The organism is Bacillus sp. FSL K6-1284, from assembly GCF_038002625.1.
GTDB lineage: Bacteria > Bacillota > Bacilli > Bacillales > Bacillaceae > Bacillus > Bacillus paralicheniformis.
Map to the genome: position 1 here is coordinate 40,001 of NZ_JBBOCW010000001.1, position 23,668 is coordinate 63,668.

Here is a 23,668-nt window from a genome sequence, read left to right on the forward strand (position 1 = left end):
CAGCCAAAACGTAATGCGAAGCTTGAAGTTTCTTTAAGCGAAACACGCATGATGATCGATAAGCTTGCCAAGCAATTGGAAGACGACCTTTATGACTTGCTGAAAACAGACATTGACCACTTGGAGTTTGAACTGGACGTCGCAAAGCATTCAATGAAAAAAGGCTGACGGAGGAAAGCTGAAAATGAGCGAATATAAACCATCGTTACACAAAACTGGCGCACAGCTTAAAATTGATGATTTGCTTTCCGATCCTTTTGGACAAGGAGAAAAGTCTGTTTCCGGCATGGAGGAAGAACACCGCGGGCAGCAAGTAAATCTGGTTGATACGTTATCCGAAGAAAAACGCCGGCAGGCATTCCAACTGGCCGAACAGATCGATCCAAAACAACATGACAGCATGACTCTGTATGGAACGCAAGCTCAATCCAAACTCTTGAATTTTTCACACGAGATGCTTGAGCACGTCCAAAAAAAAGATATTGGTGAAATTGGGCAGGTCTTAAGCGACCTAATGAAAAAGCTTGAACAGGTCAGCCCTGATGAATTGAAAACTGAAAAAAGGAACTTTTTTTCCCGTTTTTTCGGAAGAGTAACCCATTCTGTTCAAGAAGTCTTATCAAGGTATCAAAAAACCGGCGCCCAAATAGACAGAATCAGCGTAAAACTTGAGCATTCCAAAAGCGCGCTGATCAATGATAATAAGATGCTCGAACGGCTGTATGAAAAAAATAAAGAATATTATGAAGCGCTGAATGTCTATATTGCAGCCGGTCAGCTGAAGCTTGAAGAATTAAAACATCAAACCATACCCGAATTAAAAGAGAAATCGAAAACAGAACATCATCATATGGCCGTTCAGGATGTAAATGATATGATTCAGTTTGCCGACCGGCTGGAAAAGCGGGTTTATGATTTAACATTGAGCAGACAAATTACACTGCAGAGCGCCCCGCAAATCCGTTTGATCCAACACACAAATCAAGTGCTGGCGGAAAAGATCCAATCATCGATTATGACAGCAATTCCTCTTTGGAAAAATCAGGTTGCTATTGCGCTTACTCTGTTGAGGCAGCGCCGAGCCGTAGAAGCTCAAAAAAAGGTGTCAGCCACAACAAACGAACTGCTCTTGAAAAATGCCGAGATGCTGAAGGCCAACACGATCGAAACTGCCAAGGAAAATGAGCGCGGCTTTATCGATATCGAAACATTGAAACAAGTGCAGGACAATCTGATCGGAACGCTTGAGGAGACGCTTAAAATTCAAGAAGATGGCCGTTCAAAGCGCCTTCAGGCAGAAGAAGAAATAAGGGCAATGGAAGATGGTCTCAAGGCTAAGCTGCTGGACATGAAAGAAAACCAAAACCGTTTATCATAAGCAAGATAAACATTTACCAAAACGTCCGCCCTTTATGTAATCCGCCTTGAAGGGTATAATAAATGCAGAATGTCATACCGTCACCCGGGAGCACGAGGGTGACGAAGAAAATAGAGAAGATGACTAAAGGATCGGTTATATGAAGACACCTTTATATACAGCATTGGTGAACCATGCTGAAGGACATCATTATTCTTTTCACGTTCCGGGACATCACAATGGAGATGTCTTTTTTGATGAAGCGAAAACCTTTTTCGAAACGATTCTCAAAGTTGATCTAACTGAACTGACGGGTCTGGATGATTTGCATGAGCCATCAGGCGTCATCAAAGAAGCGCAGGATTTAGTTTCGCGGCTTTATGGCGCGGAAGAAAGTTTTTTTCTCGTCAATGGTTCGACCGTCGGGAATCTGGCGATGATCATGGCTGTTTGTCAGCCGGGTGACACGATACTTGTTCAGCGGAACTGCCATAAGTCTGTATTTCATGCGATTGAACTTTCAGGCGCCCATCCGGTTTTTTTGACGCCGGAAATTGATGAGGCGATGGCCGTTCCCACACATATATTGTACGAAACGGCAAAAGATGCAATTTCACAATATCCGCACGCTAAAGGAATCGTGCTGACATATCCCAATTACTACGGACATGCTGTTGATCTGAAGCCGATCATAGAAGAGGCCCATCAACACGACATTCCCGTTCTAGTCGACGAGGCTCACGGCGCCCATTTTGTGCTGGGCCATCCATTTCCCCAGTCGTCGCTGAAAGCGGGCGCCGATGTTGTCGTTCAGTCTGCGCACAAAACGCTCCCGGCGATGACAATGGGATCTTATCTGCATATTAACAGCCGCAGGATGAACAGGGACAGACTGGCATATTATCTCTCTGTACTTCAAAGCAGCAGTCCTTCTTATCCAATCATGGCATCTTTGGATATAGCCAGAGCATACGCCGAAGATATCTTGAAAACAAATCGAACAGCCGATATTGAGAAAGAGCTCCTCAACATGAGAGAAGCCTTTTCTCAAATAAACGGAGCCGAGATCGTCGAGCCGGCTGAAGCCGGTATCCAGCAAGATCCGCTTAAGCTGTCTGTCAGATCAGCGTATGGCCACTCCGGTTTTGAACTGAAATCCATATTTGAAGCAAACGGCATCCATCCTGAATTGGCAGATGAAAGGCAAGTCCTGTTGATCCTGCCGCTTGAAGCAAAAAACAAGCCTGCGCCGGAACTGATCAGCACAATCAGCAAAGAAATCAAAGATACAGCTGTTCAACACGATCATCCTGCCGGAATCGGGATCCCTTCTGAAAAAGTCACAGCTTTGCCTTACCGGAAAAGCAAGTTGTCAGCCTTCAAAAAAGAATCGGTTCCTTTTACGGAAGCCGCGGGCAGAATAAGCGCGGAACCGGTCATACCGTACCCTCCGGGTATTCCGTTGATTATGGCGGGTGAGAGAATAACAAAAGAGACGATCAGTCGGCTGACGCGGCTCGTCGACCTGAATGTACACATTCAGGGCAGCAATCAGCTCAAACAAAAGCAATTAACTGTATATATAGAAGAGGAGAAATCATGAACGGATTATTTATTACTTTTGAAGGGCCTGAAGGTGCGGGGAAAACGACAATCCTTCAGGCTGCGGCAGACCAATTGACGAAAAACGGCTATTCTGTTCTCGCGACAAGAGAACCGGGCGGCATTGAAATATCTGAACGAATTCGCGAGGTTATTTTAAATCCAAGTCATACGGCTATGGATCCAAAAACCGAAGCCTTATTATATGCAGCCGCAAGAAGGCAGCACCTTGTCGAAAAAGTAAAACCGGCGCTTGAAGAAGGAAAAATCGTCTTATGCGACCGGTTCATCGACAGTTCACTTGCTTATCAGGGGTATGCCAGGGGACTCGGCATTGATGAAGTATTTTCTGTTAATCAATTTGCGATCGGCAATATGATGCCTAATATGACGATTTATTTCGACATCGACCCGGAAGAGGGAATGAAGCGGATCAATATAAATCATGCCAGAGAGAAGAACCGGCTTGATCTGGAAAAACTCCATTTTCATCAGCTTGTTCAAAAAGGCTATAAAGAAGTTATGAACCGGTTTCCCGGCCGATTTCGGATCGTGGATGCCAGTCAGAATGTTGAACATGTGTTAAAAAGGGTAAATAACATCATTAAGGAAGCATTAAAAGAAAATCAGTTGTGACCTGTTTACCATTCATTGTTATAATGGTAGCAAGAGTATCCTTAAGTGTTTCCATCCAAAAGGGGGCTTTTCATATGAAGTTAATTATCGCTGTTGTTCAAGACCAAGACAGCAATAGGCTTTTAAAGGCTTTAACCGATCACAATTTTCGCGTGACTAAACTGGCGTCAACCGGCGGCTTTTTGAAATCGGGAAACACAACCTTCATGTTGGGTGTAGATGATATTCGAGTAGACAAAGCTTTAAGCTTGATAAAAGAAAACGGAAGCAAGCGCGATCAGCTGATTGCCCCTGTTTCTCCAATGGGCGGAAATGCCGATTCATATGTTCCTTATCCCGTTGAAGTTGAAGTGGGCGGAGCAACCGTTTTTGTACTGCCGATCGAGCAATTCCATCAATTTTAAGGGTTGAGGATATGAAAATAAGTCAAGAACTGCGTACAATGATAGAGAAACAGCAGACTCCGCCTGCAAGAGGAGAAAACGTTTCTGCTTCATTTAAAGAGAAGATGAATATACAAAGCGGCAAGCTACGAGTTGAACAGTTGACAATGCTTTTAACAGATATTGAAGCGTTCGGAAAACGCTTATCAAAGTCGAGGAACTTCAAGGATTTGGCCAGATTCAAAGGCTTGATCAAACGATTTGTAAAAGAGACCGTTGAAAACGGGCTGACGGTGGAGAATTCAAGAAGCTTCGATCTGTACGGAAACAGCCGGACATTGAGCATTGTAAAAGAACTGGACGAAAAGCTTGTGCAATTAACAGAGGACCTGATGGACCAAGAAAAATCTTCTATCGAACTTTTAGAACAGATTGGCGAAATCAAGGGTTTACTGATAAACCTTTACACATAGAGAGTGATGGTATGGCTACAACCTGGACAGAAATGCAGAAGCTTCAGCCACGGGTCATGAAGCTTTTGCAAAATAGTATAGAAAGAAACCGGCTTGCCCATGCCTATTTATTTGAAGGGCGCAAAGGGACGGGCAAATTAGACGCGGCAACCCTTCTGGCAAAAAGCTTTTTTTGCCTTGAAGACGGAGCGGAGCCATGTGAGTCGTGCCGGAACTGCCAGCGGATTGAATCAGGAAACCATCCGGACGTTCACGTCGTGCATCCGGACGGACTTTCGATTAAAAAGGGACAAATTCAGGCGCTTCAGGAAGAGTTTTCAAAGACCGGTTTGGAATCGCATAAAAAGCTGTACATTATCTCCCATGCCGATCAAATGACGGTCAATGCGGCGAACAGCCTTCTGAAGTTTTTAGAGGAGCCGAGCAGCGATACAATCGCTGTTCTTTTAACGGAACAGCCGCAAAAATTGCTCGATACGATCATATCGAGATGCCAAGTTTTATCCTTTCAGTCGTTGCAGCCCGAATCAATTGAAAAGGAACTGATCAAACAAGAGGTCTCACCGAATATTACTGCCCTTTTGTCGAATATGACAAACAATTTATCGGAAGCGCTCGAATTGAGTCGAAATGATCAGTTTGCAGAGTCGCGAGCGAAAGTGATAAAATTGTATGAAGTCTTACACCAGCGAAAAGGACATGCTTTTTTCTATATTCAAGATCAGTGGATGCCCTTTTTCAAGGAGAAAGACCACCAAGAAATGGGTCTTGATATGCTTTTATTTATATATCGCGACGTGTTGTCCATTCAGTTGGGACATGAAGATAAAATACTATTTCAGGACTTATTCCAATCATTAAAACAGCATGCGCTGCAAACAACACAACAAAGAGTGACAAACCAGATACTTGCTGTTTTAGAAGCAAAAAAACGGCTTTATTCCAATGTGAATGCTCAAGGATTAATGGAGCACTTGGTTTTAATGCTGCAGGAGGGATAAGCTTGTACAACGTTATTGGTGTCCGTTTTAAAAAAGCGGGCAAAATATATTATTTCGATCCGAACGGATTTCAGATAGATAAAGACAGCTGTGTGATCGTCGAAACGGTTCGCGGTGTTGAATACGGGCAGGTTGTCATCGCCAACAAGAAAGTAGACGAGAATGATGTCGTGCTGCCTTTAAGAAAAGTGATCAGAGTTGCGGATGAGCGCGACCGCCTGATCGTTGAAGAGAATCAAGAAGCTGCGCTGTCCGCCTTTGATGTCTGCCAGAAAAAGGTTAACGAGCACGGCCTTGAGATGAAGCTGGTCGATGTGGAATTCACTTTTGACCGCAACAAAGTCATTTTTTATTTTACGGCTGACGGAAGAGTCGATTTTAGAGAACTCGTCAAAGATTTGGCGTCAATCTTTAAAACGAGAATCGAACTGAGGCAAATCGGCGTCAGGGATGAAGCGAAGATGCTGGGCGGCATCGGACCGTGCGGAAGAATGCTTTGCTGTTCCACATTTTTAGGTGATTTTGAGCCCGTGTCTATTAAAATGGCAAAGGATCAAAATCTGTCGCTGAATCCGACGAAGATTTCCGGACTATGCGGACGGCTGATGTGCTGTCTGAAATATGAAAACGATGAATACGAAACAGCAAAAGAACAGCTTCCGGATATTGGGGAAGTGATCGCCACGTCCAACGGCCCGGCAAAAGTCGTCGGCTTGAATATTCTTGAACGCATTCTCCAAGTTGAACTGACAGACTGTGACAAAGTCGTTGAATATACGTGGGATGAGCTGTTGCAAGAAGGTGTCGTATCTGCACAAACCACAGATTAACGAGGTGTGAAACCTTGGATAAAAAAGAATTGTTTGATACAGTGATAAGTTTAGAAGAACAAATCGGGTCCCTTTACCGCCAGCTTGGAGATCTCAAGCAGCATATCGGGGAAATGATTGAAGAAAACAATCATTTACAGCTTGAAAACGAGCATTTGCGCAAGAGGCTGGAAGAAACGGATCAAAGGCTAAAAAACGCAAAATCCGATGAAAAAGAGATAAAAGCAGAAAAGACAGGGCATGCTGATATTGGAGAAGGCCATGATAATTTGGCGCGCCTGTATCAGGAGGGTTTCCATATTTGCAACATCCATTACGGAAGTGTTCGCAAAGAAGGAGACTGCCTGTTCTGCCTCTCGTTCTTAAATAAAAAATAAGAAAGGCTTCCGGCGGAACGGAAGCCTTTTTAACGGTACAATGTGTTTAGGAAAGGGAAAAGACATGATTCAATTAAAAGACGATGAACGACTGGATTATTTACTTGCAGAAGATATGAAAATCGTGCAAAGCCCGACAGTTTTTGCGTTTTCCTTAGACGCCGTTCTGCTGTCGAAATTTGCATATGTTCCGATACAAAAAGGAAACATCATTGATCTGTGCACAGGGAACGGGATTGTTCCGCTGCTTCTCAGCACCCGCACAAAAGCCGCCATCACCGGGGTGGAAATTCAGGAAAGGCTGTATGACATGGCTCTCCGCAGCGTGGAATACAACAACCTACAAAAACAGATTCATCTCATCAGGGACGACTTGAACAATATGCCGCAGGTGCTCGGATATAATAAAGCTGATGTCGTCACATGCAATCCCCCTTATTTCAAGACGCCGCAAAAAACGGAGCAAAACTTAAATGAACATCTGGCCATTGCCAGACATGAAATTTACTGCACGCTTGAAGACGTCGTTCGCGTCAGCAGCAAGCTGTTAAAGCAGGGCGGCAAACTCGCTCTCGTTCACCGGCCGGGGAGGCTGCTCGAAATCTTTGAATTGATGAAGGCCTTCCAAATCGAGCCGAAGCGCGTCCAGTTTGTTTACCCGAAAAAAAGTAAAGAGGCCAACACCATTTTAGTGGAAGGAATAAAAGACGGCCGGCCTGACCTGAAAATTCTGCCTCCTTTATTCGTATATGATGAACAAGATCAATATACACCTGAAATAAGGAAGATTTTATATGGAGACGAGTAGCCATTATTTTTACGTGCTTTCGTGCCGGGACGGTAGCTTGTACGCCGGCTATACAAACAATATCGAGAAGCGCCTGAAAACCCATAATGACGGGAAAGGCGCGAAGTATACGAGGGCAAGGCTGCCAGTAAAACTCCATTATGCAGAGTGCTTTTCAACAAAGCGAGAGGCGATGCAGGCCGAATACTATTTTAAAAAATTATCGAGAAAGAACAAAGAACGTTATATAGAAGAAAAAAGACGGGAGGGTGTTGATTATCAACCGGCAAAAGAGCTTTGACCAAAAATCAGACATGGGCATGTTATATCTCGTTCCGACACCCATCGGCAATTTGGAGGATATGACATTTCGAGCGGTTTCTGTGTTGAAAGAGGCGGACATTATCGCTGCGGAGGATACGAGGCAGACGAAGAAATTGTGCCATGTATACGAAATCGAGACACAGCTTGTCAGCTACCATGAACACAATAAAGAAAGCAGCGGATACAAAATTTTGGAATGGCTGAAAGAAGGTAAAAATGTCGCGCTGGTCAGTGACGCCGGAATGCCGACAATATCTGACCCCGGGGCTGAAATCGTCCGCGATTTTATCGAAATGGGTGGCTATGTCGTGCCTTTGCCCGGTGCAAATGCTGCTTTGACCGCACTGATAGCCTCAGGCATTGCGCCGCAGCCGTTTTTCTTTTTCGGTTTTTTGGACCGTAACAAACGGGAAAGGAAAAAACAGCTCGAGGCTTTGAAAAACAGACAGGAGACGATGATTTTTTACGAGTCCCCGCATCGGCTGAAAGAAACCTTGTCAGCCATCAGAGAGGTATTCGGCAACCGGCAAATCGCATTGACAAGGGAACTCACGAAAAAATTTGAAGAGTTTATCAGAGGTTCGATCGAAGAAGCACTCACATGGGCTGAACAGGAACAGGTGCGCGGAGAGTTTTGCCTTGTGATCGAGGGAAGCCGTGAAGAAACGATCGAAGAATCGTTCTGGTGGGAGAACCTTTCAGAAAAAGAACATGTCGAGCATTATATCAGCGAAGGATACCATTCAAAAGAAGCCATTAAAAAAACCGCGGTAGACCGCGGCGTTCCGAAACGGAAAATTTATGACGCTTATCATATTCAAAACTAAAAAAACCGCCCTTGCTTCGGCAAGAGCGGTTTTTGTATAATCAAAATAATTATTTTTGAGATTGAAGTTGTGCTTGAATTTCGTTAATGATTTGCTCAGCGCCTTCAGGGCTAAGAACCAATTTACCGCCTGCAAGTTTAAGGTTGTCATCAGAAACTTCACCTGTAACTTGGCAAGTCATGTTTGGTTTATATTTTTTCAAGATGATTTTTTCGTCATCTACATAGATTTCAAGAGCGTCTTTTTCCGCGATTCCAAGCGTACGGCGAAGTTCGATCGGAATCACCACGCGTCCTAGCTCATCAACTTTACGTACAATACCTGTAGATTTCATATTCATTCTCCTCCCGAAAGATTGTTATTTTTATAGGTGTTTATTATCTTCGTCATTATTCGACAAAATCCTTACAGTCCTAGCATAACAAGGTTTCCAATAAACGTCAATCATTTTCTTTTCTATTGTTTGTAAAAATTAGATCATATAGTCAAAAGACCTTGGAAGAACTGATGTAACAAGGGAAATGAAGATGATAAAACAGTAGGATCAATCAAAAAAAAGCCCTTAAATCAAGACTTTCGAACTAAGGTTTTTCCTCATATCGATTATATACGACATTATTCGACAATGAAAGCATTTTTTTGTCGAAGTATAATATTTCTTTCTGTTAAAAAATTTGTAATCGACCGTATTCATGATGGATCGACAATGTATATTTTCTTGAACTTGAAGGCTAAGATGGTATCATATAAAGAGGGATTATATATTGAGTATATACTGAATGAATACACATGCCGCTCTCGTCCTTTGGGCGGGAGTTTTTTGACATTTTAATTGGGAGGTTCCATCATGCCGCAAGAAAAAAATACGTTTTACATCACTACACCCATTTATTACCCAAGTGGAAAGCTACATATTGGACATGCCTACACAACCGTTGCCGGTGATGCGATGGCTCGGTATAAAAGACTGAGAGGCTTTGATGTCAGGTACTTAACAGGTACAGATGAGCACGGACAAAAAATCCAGCAAACGGCGGAGAAGGAAAATATTACTCCGCAGGAATTGGTCGATCGTGCGGCAGAAGACATTCAGCAGCTTTGGAAAAAGCTCGACATATCCAATGACGATTTCATACGGACGACAGAGGAACGTCATAAAAACGTGATCGAAAAGGTTTTTCAGAAGCTGCTTGACAATGGTGATATATATCTTGATGAATATGAAGGCTGGTACAGCATACCTGACGAAACGTTTTACACCGAAACCCAGCTCGTTGATGTTGAGCGAAACGAAAAAGGCGAGGTAATCGGAGGAAAAAGTCCTGACAGCGGCCATCCCGTTGAGTTAATCAAAGAGGAATCTTACTTCTTCCGCATGGGAAAATATGCGGACCGGCTGCTCGCTTTCTATGAAGAAAATCCTGAATTCATTCAGCCTGAATCCCGCAAAAATGAAATGATCAACAACTTTATCAAACCGGGTCTTGAGGATTTGGCTGTTTCCCGGACGACGTTCGACTGGGGAATAAAAGTGCCCGACAACCCGAAGCATGTCATCTATGTTTGGATAGACGCGCTGTTTAATTACATTACGGCACTTGGCTTTAATACGGCAAACGATGAAAATTATCAAAAATATTGGCCTGCAGACGTTCATCTTGTCGGTAAAGAGATCGTCCGTTTCCATACCATTTACTGGCCGATTATGCTGATGGCATTGGACCTTCCGCTGCCGAAAAAAGTTTTTGCCCACGGATGGCTGCTGATGAAAGACGGAAAAATGTCTAAATCAAAAGGAAATGTGGTCGATCCAGTCACATTAATCGACAAATACGGACTTGATGCATTGCGTTATTATCTTCTCCGCGAAGTGCCGTTCGGTTCTGACGGCGTATTTACACCGGAAGGATTTGTCGAGCGGATTAACTATGATTTAGCGAATGATTTAGGCAACCTGTTAAACAGAACGGTCGCCATGGTCAACAAATACTTTGACGGCCGGGTTCAGTCATACGAAGGCCCGGTTACCGCTTTTGACGAACAGTTGTCATCATTCTCACAAAAGACAATTGAAGCGTACGAACAGGCGATCGAAAATATGGAGTTTTCTGTAGCGCTTTCTTCATTGTGGCAGTTTGTCAGCAGAACGAATAAATACATTGACGAGACAGCCCCATGGGTACTGGCAAAAGATAAGGACAAAGAAAAAGATCTTCAATCGGTCATGTACCATTTGGCAGAGTCGTTGCGCATCACTGCTGTATTGCTGCAGCCGTTCTTAACGCAGACGCCTGAAAAGATTTTTGCACAGCTCGGTGTTACGGATGCGTCATTGAAAAACTGGGACAGCATTAAAAGCTTCGGCCAGCTGAAATCGGTCAAAGTTCAAAAAGGAGAACCGTTGTTCCCGCGTCTTGAAGCGGAAGACGAAGTCGCTTATATCAAATCAAAAATGCAGGGAACGGCTCCAAAAGAAGAACCGAAACAAGAGGAAAAAGCAATTGAAAGGCTTCCGGAAATCACGATAGACGATTTTATGAGCACGGAGCTGAGAGTGGCTGAAGTCATCCATGCCGAACCCGTCAAAAAAGCGGACCGTCTGTTAAAGCTTCAGCTTGATTTGGGCTTTGAAAAACGCCAGGTCGTTTCAGGAATTGCCAAGCACTACAAACCTGAAGAGCTTGTCGGCCGGAAAGTCATTTGTGTAACAAACTTAAAACCGGTCAAACTAAAAGGAGAACTTTCTCAAGGCATGATATTGGCTGGAGAAGACAACGGCGTTCTGTCGCTTGCAGCGGTAGACAGTTCATTATCAAACGGAACGCGAATCAAATAAATGTTGGCAAAGGGTGTTCCACGTGTAACATTTCGTCGAACACCTTTTGTTTTTCGACAATATCTAAAAAAGGTGGCATTTTGATGTTATTTGATACACATGCACATTTAAATGCCGAGCAATTTAATGAGGATTTGGAAGAAGTCATTGCTCGGGCAAAGGAAGAAAAAGTGGAGCACATTGTTGTTGTGGGATTCGATCGTCCGACGATTAAGCGCGCAATGGAATTGATTGAAGCATACGATTTTATTTATGCTGCCATCGGGTGGCATCCGGTTGATGCAATTGATATGACCGATGAAGATTTGGCTTGGATCAAAGACCTCTCTGCCCATGAAAAAGTTGTGGCGATCGGTGAAATGGGACTTGATTATCATTGGGATAAGTCGCCGAAGGACGTTCAAAAAGAGGTGTTCAGAAAACAGATTGCTTTGGCAAAAGAAGTCGGCTTGCCAATCGTGATTCACAACCGTGATGCAACAGAGGATGTCGTTTCTATTTTGCGGGAAGAAGGGGCCGAGGAAGTCGGCGGGATCATGCACTGTTATACCGGAAGCGCCGAAATTGCACAAGAGTGCATAAATATGAATTTCTACCTATCTTTCGGCGGTCCCGTCACATTTAAAAATGCCAAAAAGCCGAAGGAAGTGGTCAAACAAATACCAAATGACCGACTTTTAATTGAGACGGACTGCCCGTATTTAACGCCGCATCCATACAGAGGAAAGCGGAATGAACCAAGCTATGTGAAGCTTGTCGCCGAACAAATTGCTGAATTGAAAGGGATGACTTATGAAGAAATAGCGGCCATCACCACAGAAAATGCAAAAAAACTTTTCGGCATCAGCTGACACGATTTGATATCGAGCCTTGTTCAAGCTTGTCTCTTCGGGGGACGGTTCTAAAAAGTTCTACATGTCTGTTTGCACTCATAGGATATCTTTGTCGACAAGTCTTTCTTTCTTTTATGAGGTGGTTTTCCCATAATAAAAGAGATGGCGGGCTTGCGGAGAAATAGAGAGGAGGGTTGACAGGCTTGTAGATACTCTATATAATCTCCCCGAGGAGAAGGAGGCGTTTTTCATCATACAAAAAATGAAAAAGCTGTTTTCCGTAAAGCTTAGCAAAAGCAGATGGATACTGATTGCTGCTGGACTGCTTGTCGCAGGAAGCGGAACTGCTTACGGAGCACATGAGCTCGCTAAACAGCAAGTCACCATTTCGATAAACGGGAAAAAGCAGGATGTTCGCACGAATGCTGAAACCGTAGGTGAACTGCTGAAAAGCTTAGACATCGAGACGAGGAAAGAAGATCACATCTCTCCCGCTGAAGATACAAAATTAACGGCGAACACGAATGTTGAGTATGTTGCCGCAAAACCTGTTCATTTCGCGGTCGACGGACAGGAAAAAGAAATCTGGACAACAGCGGGTACTGTCGGCAAACTGCTGAAAGATTTAAATCTAGAGTTGGCGGAACACGATCAAATTGAACCCTCAGTTGATAAAGAAATAACGAAAGACATGAAGCTGACTTTGCAAAGGGCTTTTAAAGTAACCGTAAAGGATGCCGGTAAAGATAAAGATATATGGACGACTTCGACTACGGTCGCTGACTTTTTAAAACATCATAAGATCAGCATAAAAGGCGATGATGAAGTTAAGCCTGCGCTTGATAAAAAGCTGACAAAAGATCAGGCGATTCACATTACTCGTATCAAAAAAGTCACCGATGTAGTGGAAGAGAACATCCCTTTTGAAGTCCGCAAAAAAGAGGACGATTCACTTGAAAAAGGGAAAGAAAAAGTTGTACGGGACGGTAAACATGGCAAGCTTAAAAAGCACTATGCCGTTGTTATGAAAAACGGCAAGGAAGTTTCCAGAGAACTGGTTAAAGAGGAAACAGCCGCTGAAAGCAAAGCCAAAATTATTGCTGTCGGTACAAAGCAAGCCGCAGTGGCTACAGTCAGCGCGAATGTATCGCGCGGAAATCAATCCTCAGGAAAAGAATTTTATGTATCCTCTACAGCTTATACGGCAAGCTGCAACGGATGCTCTGGCCACACTGCGACCGGCGTTAACTTGAAAAATAATCCGGGTGCTAAAGTGATCGCTGTCGATCCGAGCGTCATTCCGCTGGGTTCTAAAGTACATGTAGAAGGATATGGCTACGCGGTTGCAGCCGATACAGGCTCAGCCATCAAAGGCCGTAAAATCGATGTATTCTTTCCGAGTAAGTCTACAGCTTACCGCTGGGGTAACAAAAGAGTTAAAATCAAGGTGTTGAACTAAATATCATTTATTACGCTTCTTATATAAGCAGAGGGATTTTGCGCCCTCTGTTTTTTTGGTTATAATAGATCCATCTTGTTTTCTAATTAATTAGACGGTTTTATTACAAAAAGGTTTCAATAATTTTAAAAATGTAATAAAAGGTTTTTCACTATACGGAGGAAGAAATGAAGATTAAAGAAATTATTGTTGTCGAAGGCCGTGATGACACAGCAAAAATCAAATCGGCTGTTGATGCTGATACGATTGAAACGAACGGATCTGCCATAGGGGAAGACGTCATCAAACGGATTAGGCTTGCCCAGGAAACGCGCGGGGTCATTATTTTAACCGATCCTGATTTCCCGGGGGAAAAAATCAGAAAAACGATTGCAGAAAAAGTCCCCGGCTGCAAGCATGCATTTTTACCCAAGCATTTGGCAAAGCCTAAAAATAAGCGCGGAATCGGTGTTGAACATGCTTCGCTTGAGGCAATCCGCGAATGCTTAAAAACCGTTCAGGAGGAAATGGAGGCGACGGAACCTGAGATTGAGGCTCGGGATTTAATCGAAGCCGGCCTGATCGGGGGCCCTCTGGCAAAACAAAGGCGGGAGCGGCTCGGCGAGATATTGAATATCGGCTATACAAATGGGAAACAGCTTCAAAAGCGGCTGCAAATGTTTCAGATCAAAAAGAGTGATTATTTAAGCGCACTGGATGTTGTGCTGCGGGAGGAAGAGCATGAATAAAGATATCGCCACCCCAATTAGAACTAAGGAAATTCTCAATAAATACGGATTTTCATTCAAAAAAAGCCTGGGGCAGAACTTCTTGATTGATACGAACATATTGGACAGAATTGTCGACCATGCGGGAGTGACGGAGCGTACCGGCGTGATTGAAATCGGTCCGGGGATCGGGGCATTGACCGAGCAGCTGGCAAAGCGTGCGAAGAAAGTGACGGCCTTCGAAATCGACCAAAGGCTCCTGCCGATTTTAAAAGATACGCTTTCTCCGTATGATAATGTGACTGTCATTCACCAGGATGTCCTGAAAGCCGATGTCCGGGCGGTAATGGACGAGCAGTTTCAAGACTGCGATGAGGTGATGGTTGTCGCCAACCTCCCGTATTACGTCACGACTCCGATCATCATGAAGCTTTTAGAAGAAAATCTGCCGCTGAAAGGGATCGTCGTCATGCTTCAAAAAGAGGTGGCGGACCGAATGGCTGCGAAACCTTCTACAAAGGAATACGGGTCCCTTTCCATCGCGGTTCAGTTTTATACCGAAGCCAAAACGGTCATGAATGTGCCAAAGACTGTATTTGTCCCTCAGCCTAACGTGGATTCCGCGGTCATCAGGCTGACGCTGAGGGGAGAACCGGCTGTCGCGGTTCAAGATGAAGCCTTTTTCTTTCAAGTCGTAAAATCCAGCTTTGCACAGCGCCGAAAAACGCTTTTCAACAACCTCGTTAACAACCTGCCGAATGGCAAAGAGAATAAATCAAAAATTGAAAGAGCGCTTCAGGATTCACAAATCGACGGAAAACGACGCGGAGAATCGCTGAGCATTGAAGAGTTCGCCGTCTTATCTGACCGCTTGAGAGCAGTCCTTCTTTAATGGAGGGCTTTTTTTATTTGAAGCCGGGCTTTAAGCCTGATCAGGCTTGTCATCCGTTCACCACTTGAAGGGCGGGCACATAGGCTAAAGAAGCACCTTTACTTTTCATTGCTTTATATTCATCAGGATGGGGCTTAGTCTATGTGTGGAGTGAAAAGCATGCAATTTAAAATAGGCGATATGGTCGTCAGAAAATCTTATCGAAGAGATATCTTATTTCGAATTATACGAATTGATCAATCGGCAAATGGAGAACCTGTGGCCGTTTTGCACGGAGATGAGGTCAGATTAATCGCTGACGCATATTTAACGGACTTGGAGATGGTCCGCGAGGCTGAGCGGCAGATGAGAAAGCGGGAAGAAGAATCGAGAATGAAGGAATCCCTCGATCTTCTCCGCCAGGATTACAAACTCCTTCACAATAAACATGAGTACCGCGCCACAAACCAATATAACAATCAACAGCAGTACTTTCATATGCCTGGAAGAGTCCTTCATTTAGACGGGGATTCGGCTTATTTAAAAAAATGTCTGGCGCTCTATGAAAAGATCGGGGTTCCTGTATACGGCATTCATTGTTATGAAAAGAAAATGTCATCGGTCATCGAGGAACTGATCGATGAGTACCGCCCGGATCTTCTCGTCATCACCGGACACGATGCCTATTCTAAGCAGAAGGGTGATATTAACAATCTGGATGCCTACAGGCATTCAAAAGATTTTATCGAAACCGTTCAAAAAGCGAGAAAAAAAATTCCCCATCTTGATCAGCTTGTCATTTTTGCAGGCGCATGCCAGTCCCATTTTGAATCACTGATCAGAGCCGGTGCAAATTTTGCAAGCTCTCCGTCAAGAGTCAACATCCATGCGCTTGATCCGGTCTATATAGTCGCAAAAATCAGCTTCACACCGTTTATGGACCGCATTAACGTCTGGGAAGTGCTCAGAAACACCCTGACGAGGGAAAAGGGACTCGGAGGCATTGAGACGCGAGGCGTATTGCGAATCGGAATGCCATATAAAACAAAAGAAAACGATTAAACGAGCCCGCCGGATGGCGGGTTTTTGCCATACAGCCGAATGTTTTTACCTTTTTTTAAAAAAACATACATAATGAAACGAAAAATGAGGAAAATAAGGGAAAGTCGGCGTATAATTTGTCACAAATATTTTATTGACAGAGGCTTATGAACGTTGATATAATTTAAATTTTATTTGACAAAAATGGGCTTCTGGTGTATACTGAATATAGTGAGGTGGATGCAATGGCGAAAACGTTGTCCGATATTAAAAGATCGCTTGATGGACATTTGGGAAAAAGGCTGACGTTAAAAGCAAACGGTGGCCGCCGAAAAACGATTGAGCGTTCGGGCATTTTAGCTGAGACGTACCCTTCTGTTTTTGTGATACAACTAGACCAAGACGAGAATTCGTTTGAAAGAGTTTCATACAGTTATGCGGATATTCTTACTGAGACGGTTGAATTGAGATTTTCTGATGATAAAACCAGCTCAGTAGCCCTTTAATAAGCAGCGGACTTTATGTTTGCTGCTTTTTGTTTTGCCTTTTTTTATCCAGAATTTTTCGGGGAAGTTCTGCACAAATCGAGCAAAGCTAATACATGTCACTTGTTTTATGATGAGTCAGACGGATGGTATGATACTTGAAAGGGGCTGTTTCGCATGGGCAGACGTCGAAGCATCATGTCAGAGGAATTCAAAAATGAATTGGCTAAGGATCTTGGATTTTACGACACGGTAAAAACCGAGGGCTGGGGCGGAATTCGGGCCAGAGACGCCGGTAACATGGTGAAGAGGGCCATTGAATTAGCCGAACAGCATATGGCTCAAAACCAGCAAAATCATTAAAACAGTGACATACGGAGGGCGCTTCTGTCCTCCGTTTTTTTCATTGATCTGCATTCAGCCGATCAGGTGCTGCAAACGCCTTGAGGATTCGCTGAAGGGGGCAATCGCGATCTGCGGGAATGACCGCATGCTAAGAGCGCGGTGTCCTGCACGGGCGCATGCATTTGTACTTGTATGGAAAATGACCGCATGCTAAAGGCGCGGCGTCTTGCGCGGGCGCATGCATTTGTACTTGTAAGGATGACCGCATGCTAAAGGCGCGGCGTCCTGCGCGGGCGCATGCATTTGTACTTGTAAGGATGGCCGCATGCTAAAGGCGCGGCGTCCTGCCGCAACGCATGCATTTGTACGTCCTGTACTTCAAAATATGTTACAATGTGGATACTTATGTTTAGATGGAGAAGTAGGTGAATGGATTGCGTATTTTAGAGAAGGCGCCGGCTAAAATTAATTTGTCGCTCGACGTTCGCCGCAAACGTCCAGATGGGTATCATGAAGTAGAGATGGTCATGACGACAATTGATTTGGCGGATCGGATTGAATTAACCGAGCTGGCAGAAGATAAAGTAACGGTTTCCTCGCATAACCGCTTTGTTCCCGACGATCAGCGAAACCTTGCTTATCAGGCTGCAATGCTCATGAAAGAACGATACGGCATTAAAAAAGGTGTTTCTATATTTATTACGAAAGTGATTCCCGTTGCTGCGGGGCTTGCGGGAGGAAGCAGCGATGCGGCTGCCGTCTTCAGAGGGCTGAACCGGCTGTGGGATTTGAAGCTTTCGATGAATGAACTGGCTGAGCTTGGCGCTGAGATCGGATCTGATGTCTCCTTTTGCGTACATGGAGGAACGGCTCTTGCAACGGGAAGAGGAGAGAAAATCCGTCATATCGAGACTCCGCCGCACTGCTGGGTTGTGCTGGCAAAGCCGACGATCGGCGTATCAACTGCAGAAGTGTACAAGCAGCTGAAAGTCGATGAGATTGAACATCCGGATGTTCAAGGTATGATTTCTGCGATCGAAGAGAAGAATTTTCAAAAAATGTGCGACAAACTCGGCAATGTTCTCGAATCTGTTACATTGAATATGCATCCCGAAGTCGCGATGATCAAAAATCAAATGAAGCGGTTTGGCGCCGATGCTGTGCTGATGAGCGGGAGCGGCCCCACTGTGTTCGGATTGGTTCAATACGAATCAAAAGTACAAAGAATCTATAACGGATTAAGAGGGTTTTGCGATCAGGTTTATGCGGTGCGGATGATCGGAGAACAAAATGAACTTGATTAAATCCGTATGTTAAGTTATATTATTTTTAAAAATATTCGGATTTTGGAGGTAAGTGCATGAAGTTTCGTCGAAGCGGCAGATTGGTGGATCTGACAAATTATTTGTTGACCCATCCGCATGTCTTAGTGCCATTAACCTTCTTTTCAGAACGGTATCAATCTGCTAAATCATCCATTAGTGAAGATTTAACCATTATTAAGCAGACCTTCGAGCAGCAGGGGATCGGGACGCTTCAGACCGTGCCGGGAGCAGCAGGCGGCGTTAAATACATTCCAAAGGTAAAACGCGATGAAGCGGAGGAATTTGTAAAGTCGCTCGGTGAGTCATTGATCGATTCGGAACGGATATTGCCCGGCGGATATTTGTATTTAACCGATATCCTTGGCAAGCCCTCTGTATTAACGAAGGCCGGCAAGATTTTTGCTTCAGCTTTTTCAGACAGGGAGATCGATGTCGTGATGACGGTGGCGACAAAAGGAATTCCTCTGGCATATGCGGTAGCCAGCTACCTTGATGTGCCGACGGTGGTCGTCAGAAAAGACAATAAGGTAACTGAAGGTTCAACGGTCAGCATTAACTATGTGTCTGGATCTTCCAACCGCATTCAGACGATGTCTCTTGCAAAACGCAACTTGCAGACGGGCTCGCGCGTTTTGATTATAGACGACTTTATGAAAGCGGGAGGAACGATCAACGGTATGATCAATCTTCTCGAGGAATTCAATGCCCATGTAGCAGGCATCGGTGTTCTTGTGGAGGCTCAGGGAGTCAAGGAGCGGCTGGTCGATGAGTACATGTCCCTTTTGACTCTTTCTGAAATTGATATGAAGGAAAAAAAGGTGGAAATCCAAAACGGAAACTTTCAGCGTTTTTTTGCAGACAATGAATAGGAAATGGGGAGTTTGAGATGACAAAGGTTGTTCAGACAAAAGAAGCACCGGCGGCGATCGGACCGTATTCACAAGGAATTGTTGTCAATAATATGTTTTACAGTTCAGGGCAAATTCCACTGACCCCGTCGGGTGAAATGGTGACTGGAGACATCACAGAACAGACGCATCAAGTTTTCCGCAATTTAAAAGCCGTGCTGAAAGAAGCGAACGCCTCTCTGGAGACTGTCGTCAAAGCAACTGTGTTTTTGGCGGATATGAATCAGTTCGCAGAGGTGAATGAAGTTTACGGACAGTACTTCGATACCCACAAACCGGCGAGATCATGTGTTGAGGTGGCAAGGCTGCCGAAAGACGCGCTCGTTGAAATAGAAGTCGTCGCATTAGTAAAATAGAAAAAACTCCGAAAAGATGGTTTTGGTCTCCAAAATCATCTTTTTTGTTTGGAAAATTTGTCAATTCAGTGTTTTTTTATCCCAATATTACAAAAATATTTTTAATTATGCAGGAAAACAAAAAAAACCGTTGAATAGTTACACTAATGTTTTTATATTGGGAAAAGGTGGTGAACTACTGTGGAAGTTACCGACGTAAGATTACGCCGCGTGAATACCGATGGTCGCATGAGAGCGATTGCATCCATCACGCTGGATCACGAATTTGTAGTGCATGATATTCGTGTAATTGATGGAAACAATGGTCTTTTCGTTGCGATGCCAAGTAAGCGTACACCTGATGGAGAATTTCGTGATATCGCTCATCCAATCAACTCAAGCACCCGCGGAAAAATTCAGGACGCGGTGTTAAATGAATATCATCGTTTGGGTGACGTTGAGGAAATAGAATATGAAGAAGCTGGAGCTTCTTAAAAAAAGAAGGGCTTATGGATAAGCCCTTTTTGTTTTGAAAAAAAATAATCTTATCATAATAAAATGACAATATATGGTTTGTGATTGCGTATAACAGAAACAGGAGGTAAAACATATGGCGGTTTGAGAATCCCATCCCGAAGGAATCAATTTGTCTCCCTGATCAGTGAATCCTAAATATACTCTGAATATCCAAAATATGCTGTCTTGATTTTCTGATTTCTCATTTTGGCTTGCTTGAAATCAACTCATATTTAGGATATATTTTTCTATGGATAATAGGGATAATGGAGGCCAATACATGGATAAGCGGTTTGCAGTTGTGTTAGCAGCTGGTCAAGGAACAAGAATGAAATCAAAGCTTTATAAAGTTCTTCATCCGGTTTGCGGAAAACCTATGGTCGAGCATGTTGTCGACGAAGCTCGCAAGCTATCATTAGAAAAACTTGTCACAATAGTTGGACATGGAGCCGAAGATGTCAAAAAACAGCTCGGGGAAAAAAGCGAATATGCCCTGCAGGCTGAACAGCTCGGAACAGCCCATGCCGTTAAGCAGGCCAAGTCGATTCTTGGAAGCGAAAAAGGAACGACTATCGTCATTTGCGGAGATACACCGCTTTTAACTGCCGAAACGATGGAAGCCATGCTCAATGAGCACCAGAAAAAAGCAGCAAAAGTGACGATTTTAACCGCTGTAGCGGAGGATCCGACAGGCTACGGACGCATTATTCGCAATGAAAACGGCGATGTTGCAAAAATTGTCGAACATAAAGATGCAACAGACGAGGAAAGACTTGTCAAAGAAATTAACACAGGAACTTATTGTTTTGACAACGAAGCTCTTTTTCAAACGATCGAGCAGGTTTCCAATGACAACGTACAAGGGGAATATTATCTTCCGGATGTCATTGAGATCTTGAAAAATCAAGGTGAAACTGTAGCCGCTTATCAGACTGGCAACTTCCAGGAAACGCTCGGAGTCAATGACAGAGTCGCCCTTTCACAAGCGGAAATTTATATGAAGCAGCGGATCAATAAACGCCACATGCGAAACGGCGTAAGCTTAATCGACCCCGACAACACATATATTTCACCGGAAGCCGTCATCGGCAGAGATACCGTGATTTATCCCGGCACCGTTATTAAAGGGCGGGTTGTCATCGGTGAGGACGCGGTCATCGGACAGAACAGCGAACTCGAAAACAGTACGATCGGCAGCAGAACGGTTATTAAGCAGTCCGTTGTCGTGAACAGTGAAGTCGGTGACGATGTTACAATTGGACCGTTTGCTCATATCAGACCCGATTCAAAGATCGGCAATGAGGTAAGGATCGGGAATTTCGTCGAAGTGAAAAAATCGGAATTTGGTGATCGCAGCAAAGCATCTCATTTAAGCTACATAGGGGACGCGGAAATCGGAACGGATGTCAATCTCGGCTGCGGGTCGATTACCGTAAATTATGATGGGAAACATAAGTTCAAAACGAAGATTGAAAATGGGGCATTTATCGGCTGCAACTCCAATTTGGTCGCTCCGGTGACAATCGGCGAAGGCGCATACGTAGCTGCGGGTTCAACGATTACCGACGATGTACCAGGCAGGGCTTTGTCTATTGCCAGAGCAAGACAAGTCAACAAAGAAGACTACGCTGAGAACATACACAAAAAATAATCCTAAATCGGAGGTTTACCATGTCTAAATATGAAGACGACAATTTGAAGATTTTTTCTTTAAACTCAAATCCGGGTCTTGCGAAGGAAATCGCAGATATCGTCGGAGTTGAGCTGGGGAAGAGTTCTGTTAAACGCTTTAGCGACGGTGAGGTTCAAATTAATATTGAAGAAAGCATCCGCGGCTGCGACTGCTATGTCATCCAATCGACAAGCGCACCGGTGAACGAGCATATTATGGAGCTTTTGATTATGGTGGATGCGCTGAAACGCGCATCGGCGAAAACGATTAATATCGTGATGCCTTACTACGGCTATGCCCGTCAGGACCGTAAAGCCCGTTCCCGTGAGCCGATCACAGCCAAACTGGTGGCAAACCTGCTGGAAACCGCCGGAGCTACCCGTGTGATTGCACTTGATCTTCACGCGCCGCAAATCCAAGGTTTCTTTGATATACCGATCGATCATTTAATGGGTGTTCCGATTTTAGGTAATTATTTTGAAGAGAAAAATTTCAAGGATGTCGTGATCGTGTCCCCTGACCACGGCGGTGTGACGCGTGCCCGCAAATTGGCGGACCGCTTGAAAGCGCCGATTGCGATTATCGATAAACGCCGACCTAAGCCGAATGTAGCCGAGGTTATGAATATCATCGGACATATTGAAGGGAAAACAGCCATTTTAATTGATGATATTATTGATACGGCAGGAACGATTACGCTTGCGGCTAATGCGCTCGTCGAAAGCGGCGCAGAGGAAGTGTATGCATGCTGTACACATCCGGTTCTTTCCGGTCCGGCGATCGAAAGAATCGACAATTCGAAAATTAAAGAGCTCGTTGTGACCAACAGCATTGAGCTTCCTGAAGAAAAGAAAATCGCGAAGTTCAAGCAGCTTTCTGTTGCACCGCTTCTGGCAGAAGCGATTATTCGTGTGCATGAAAAACAATCTGTCAGCTTCCTGTTCGATTAATTTGCTGATTCTGGTTTAAAGTTTTGTCGTTATGGGTATGGTTTTAGAAAGACCAATCTAACGATAGGATGGTGCTGAACATGGCAATTTTAAAAGCGGAAGAAAGAACGGATTCCAGACGGTCTTCTTTAAGAAAGATCCGGCAATCCGGGTATGTGCCGGGTGTCATTTACGGAAGAAACCTGGAAAACAAATCCGTTGCGTTAGACAGTATTGAGCTTTTAAAAATTTTGCGAGCTGAGGGCAAAAATACGATTATCAACTTGGATATAAACGGAGACCAGCACTCTGTTATGGTGACTGAGCTGCAGACGGATCCATTAAAAGATTCAATTGTACATGCCGATTTTAAAGTGGTTGATATGGAAGCGGAAATGGAGGCGACGGTTCCTGTAAACCTTACGGGTGAAGCAGAGGGGATTAAACAGGGCGGTGTTCTTCAGCAGCCGCTTTACGAGCTGTCTGTCACAGCGAAGCCGAAGAACATTCCGCAAACGATCGAGGTCGATATTTCCAGTCTCGAAGTCAACGATGTTCTAACCGTCGGCGATATTCCGTCTAAAGGCGATTATTCATACAACCATGAGCCTGATGAAGTTGTTGCATCCATTCTTCCTCCTCAAAAGCAGGAAGAAACGGAAGCCGAATCAGCCGCTCAAGACGTTGAGGAACCAGAAAAAGGCACTGAAGAGGAAAAAGAAGAATAAGTACGTAAGACGTAATCCTCCCGCGGTTACGTCTTTTGTGCTAGAATGAGGGGAAATTAGGATGCTCCCCCTCAGTATGCT

At 44.2% G+C, this 23,668-nt stretch carries 27 protein-coding genes and 1 pseudogene (1 of these 28 only partly in view); 27 read left to right on the top strand and 1 reads right to left on the bottom strand.

Annotation, left to right across the window (positions count from 1 at the left end):
- The 12 genes from MHB72_RS00205 to rsmI all read left to right on the top strand — a co-directional run.
- Window positions 1-168, top strand: partial view of a 5-bromo-4-chloroindolyl phosphate hydrolysis family protein gene (locus MHB72_RS00205; protein WP_023855986.1) — the 3' end only. 450 nt of this gene lie to the left of the window's left edge; only the last 168 of its 618 coding nucleotides appear in the window; its start codon lies off the left edge, out of view; the stop codon is at window positions 166-168.
- Window positions 169-184: 16 nt separating this feature from the next.
- On the top strand, window positions 185-1,378 hold the full coding sequence (locus MHB72_RS00210; RefSeq protein WP_216922097.1) for a toxic anion resistance protein: 1,194 nt from the start codon (window positions 185-187) through the stop codon (window positions 1,376-1,378).
- 139 nt (window positions 1,379-1,517) lie between these two features.
- Entirely contained in the window at window positions 1,518-2,960 is a 1,443-nt protein-coding gene (locus MHB72_RS00215; protein WP_105979408.1) for an aminotransferase class I/II-fold pyridoxal phosphate-dependent enzyme, read from the top strand.
- Window positions 2,957-3,595, top strand: a complete 639-nt coding sequence (gene tmk / locus MHB72_RS00220) for a dTMP kinase (protein ID WP_026579005.1) — start codon at window positions 2,957-2,959, stop codon at window positions 3,593-3,595. Before MHB72_RS00215 ends, tmk begins: the two co-directional genes overlap by 4 nt.
- Window positions 3,596-3,669: 74 nt before the next feature.
- Window positions 3,670-3,999, top strand: coding sequence for a cyclic-di-AMP receptor (locus MHB72_RS00225; protein WP_003178156.1), 330 nt, complete (start codon window positions 3,670-3,672; stop codon window positions 3,997-3,999).
- Window positions 4,000-4,010: 11 nt separating this feature from the next.
- Window positions 4,011-4,451, top strand: a complete 441-nt coding sequence (locus MHB72_RS00230; RefSeq protein ID WP_020449792.1) for a YaaR family protein — start codon at window positions 4,011-4,013, stop codon at window positions 4,449-4,451.
- An 11-nt stretch (window positions 4,452-4,462) separates the two neighbouring features.
- Entirely contained in the window at window positions 4,463-5,452 is a 990-nt protein-coding gene (gene holB / locus MHB72_RS00235; RefSeq protein ID WP_216922101.1) for a DNA polymerase III subunit delta', read from the top strand.
- Window positions 5,453-5,454: 2 nt separating this feature from the next.
- Window positions 5,455-6,282 carry a PSP1 domain-containing protein gene (locus MHB72_RS00240; protein ID WP_020449794.1) on the top strand — a complete coding sequence of 276 codons (828 nt, stop codon included), beginning with the start codon at window positions 5,455-5,457 and terminating at the stop codon, window positions 6,280-6,282.
- Window positions 6,283-6,296: 14 nt separating this feature from the next.
- Entirely contained in the window at window positions 6,297-6,659 is a 363-nt protein-coding gene (gene yabA, locus MHB72_RS00245) for a DNA replication initiation control protein YabA (protein ID WP_020449795.1), read from the top strand.
- Window positions 6,660-6,723: 64 nt separating this feature from the next.
- Complete coding sequence (locus MHB72_RS00250) at window positions 6,724-7,467, top strand: tRNA1(Val) (adenine(37)-N6)-methyltransferase (protein ID WP_020449796.1); 744 nt, start codon at window positions 6,724-6,726, stop codon at window positions 7,465-7,467.
- Entirely contained in the window at window positions 7,454-7,747 is a 294-nt protein-coding gene (locus MHB72_RS00255; protein WP_020449797.1) for a GIY-YIG nuclease family protein, read from the top strand. The genes MHB72_RS00250 and MHB72_RS00255 overlap by 14 nt, the downstream gene beginning before the upstream one ends.
- Complete coding sequence (gene rsmI, locus MHB72_RS00260) at window positions 7,722-8,597, top strand: 16S rRNA (cytidine(1402)-2'-O)-methyltransferase (RefSeq protein WP_216922126.1); 876 nt, start codon at window positions 7,722-7,724, stop codon at window positions 8,595-8,597. The genes MHB72_RS00255 and rsmI overlap by 26 nt, the downstream gene beginning before the upstream one ends.
- A 49-nt stretch (window positions 8,598-8,646) precedes the next feature.
- On the opposite strand, the gene MHB72_RS00265 is transcribed toward rsmI, so the two are convergent.
- Window positions 8,647-8,937 (bottom strand): AbrB/MazE/SpoVT family DNA-binding domain-containing protein, encoded by a 291-nt coding sequence (locus tag MHB72_RS00265; protein WP_085959887.1) that lies wholly within the window; start codon window positions 8,935-8,937, stop codon window positions 8,647-8,649.
- A 507-nt stretch (window positions 8,938-9,444) separates the two neighbouring features.
- Between MHB72_RS00265 and metG the strand changes: the two genes are divergently transcribed.
- The 15 genes and pseudogenes from metG to MHB72_RS00340 all read left to right on the top strand — a co-directional run bounded on the left by metG (window position 9,445) and on the right by MHB72_RS00340 (window position 23,587).
- Complete coding sequence (gene metG, locus MHB72_RS00270; protein WP_216922105.1) at window positions 9,445-11,433, top strand: methionine--tRNA ligase; 1,989 nt, start codon at window positions 9,445-9,447, stop codon at window positions 11,431-11,433.
- Between the two features lie 83 nt (window positions 11,434-11,516).
- Window positions 11,517-12,284 carry a TatD family hydrolase gene (locus tag MHB72_RS00275; RefSeq protein WP_020449800.1) on the top strand — a complete coding sequence of 256 codons (768 nt, stop codon included), beginning with the start codon at window positions 11,517-11,519 and terminating at the stop codon, window positions 12,282-12,284.
- A gap of 244 nt (window positions 12,285-12,528) precedes the next feature.
- Window positions 12,529-13,725, top strand: a complete 1,197-nt coding sequence (locus tag MHB72_RS00280) for a G5 and 3D domain-containing protein (RefSeq protein ID WP_020449801.1) — start codon at window positions 12,529-12,531, stop codon at window positions 13,723-13,725.
- 167 nt (window positions 13,726-13,892) lie between these two features.
- A complete protein-coding gene (rnmV, locus tag MHB72_RS00285; RefSeq protein ID WP_020449802.1) occupies window positions 13,893-14,453 on the top strand; it encodes a ribonuclease M5 in 561 nt (186 codons plus the stop codon).
- The gene (rsmA, locus tag MHB72_RS00290) at window positions 14,446-15,324 is read left to right on the top strand and encodes a 16S rRNA (adenine(1518)-N(6)/adenine(1519)-N(6))-dimethyltransferase RsmA (protein ID WP_020449803.1); all 879 of its coding nucleotides are present in this window, start codon (window positions 14,446-14,448) and stop codon (window positions 15,322-15,324) included. The genes rnmV and rsmA overlap by 8 nt, the downstream gene beginning before the upstream one ends.
- A 159-nt stretch (window positions 15,325-15,483) precedes the next feature.
- A complete protein-coding gene (gene yabG / locus MHB72_RS00295; RefSeq protein WP_023855980.1) occupies window positions 15,484-16,365 on the top strand; it encodes a sporulation peptidase YabG in 882 nt (293 codons plus the stop codon).
- A 224-nt stretch (window positions 16,366-16,589) separates the two neighbouring features.
- Window positions 16,590-16,850 carry a biofilm formation stimulator Veg gene (gene veg, locus MHB72_RS00300; protein WP_003178187.1) on the top strand — a complete coding sequence of 87 codons (261 nt, stop codon included), beginning with the start codon at window positions 16,590-16,592 and terminating at the stop codon, window positions 16,848-16,850.
- Window positions 16,851-17,006: 156 nt separating this feature from the next.
- On the top strand, window positions 17,007-17,192 hold the full coding sequence (locus MHB72_RS00305; RefSeq protein WP_003178189.1) for a small, acid-soluble spore protein, alpha/beta type: 186 nt from the start codon (window positions 17,007-17,009) through the stop codon (window positions 17,190-17,192).
- A 416-nt stretch (window positions 17,193-17,608) separates the two neighbouring features.
- Complete coding sequence (gene ispE, locus MHB72_RS00310) at window positions 17,609-18,478, top strand: 4-(cytidine 5'-diphospho)-2-C-methyl-D-erythritol kinase (protein ID WP_025809574.1); 870 nt, start codon at window positions 17,609-17,611, stop codon at window positions 18,476-18,478.
- Between the two features lie 56 nt (window positions 18,479-18,534).
- A pseudogene (gene purR, locus MHB72_RS00315) lies at window positions 18,535-19,388 on the top strand (pur operon repressor); the annotation flags it as partial.
- Window positions 19,386-19,763 carry a 2-iminobutanoate/2-iminopropanoate deaminase gene (ridA, locus tag MHB72_RS00320; protein ID WP_020449807.1) on the top strand — a complete coding sequence of 126 codons (378 nt, stop codon included), beginning with the start codon at window positions 19,386-19,388 and terminating at the stop codon, window positions 19,761-19,763. The pseudogene purR and the gene ridA, both read left to right, overlap by 3 nt.
- A 180-nt stretch (window positions 19,764-19,943) precedes the next feature.
- Window positions 19,944-20,237, top strand: coding sequence for a septation regulator SpoVG (gene spoVG / locus MHB72_RS00325; RefSeq protein ID WP_003178198.1), 294 nt, complete (start codon window positions 19,944-19,946; stop codon window positions 20,235-20,237).
- Between the two features lie 301 nt (window positions 20,238-20,538).
- A complete protein-coding gene (glmU, locus tag MHB72_RS00330; protein ID WP_035337507.1) occupies window positions 20,539-21,909 on the top strand; it encodes a bifunctional UDP-N-acetylglucosamine diphosphorylase/glucosamine-1-phosphate N-acetyltransferase GlmU in 1,371 nt (456 codons plus the stop codon).
- Between the two features lie 20 nt (window positions 21,910-21,929).
- On the top strand, window positions 21,930-22,880 hold the full coding sequence (locus MHB72_RS00335; protein ID WP_020449809.1) for a ribose-phosphate diphosphokinase: 951 nt from the start codon (window positions 21,930-21,932) through the stop codon (window positions 22,878-22,880).
- Window positions 22,881-22,960: 80 nt separating this feature from the next.
- Window positions 22,961-23,587, top strand: a complete 627-nt coding sequence (locus MHB72_RS00340) for a 50S ribosomal protein L25/general stress protein Ctc (RefSeq protein ID WP_020449810.1) — start codon at window positions 22,961-22,963, stop codon at window positions 23,585-23,587.
- The last annotated feature ends 81 nt before the right edge of the window (window positions 23,588-23,668 follow it).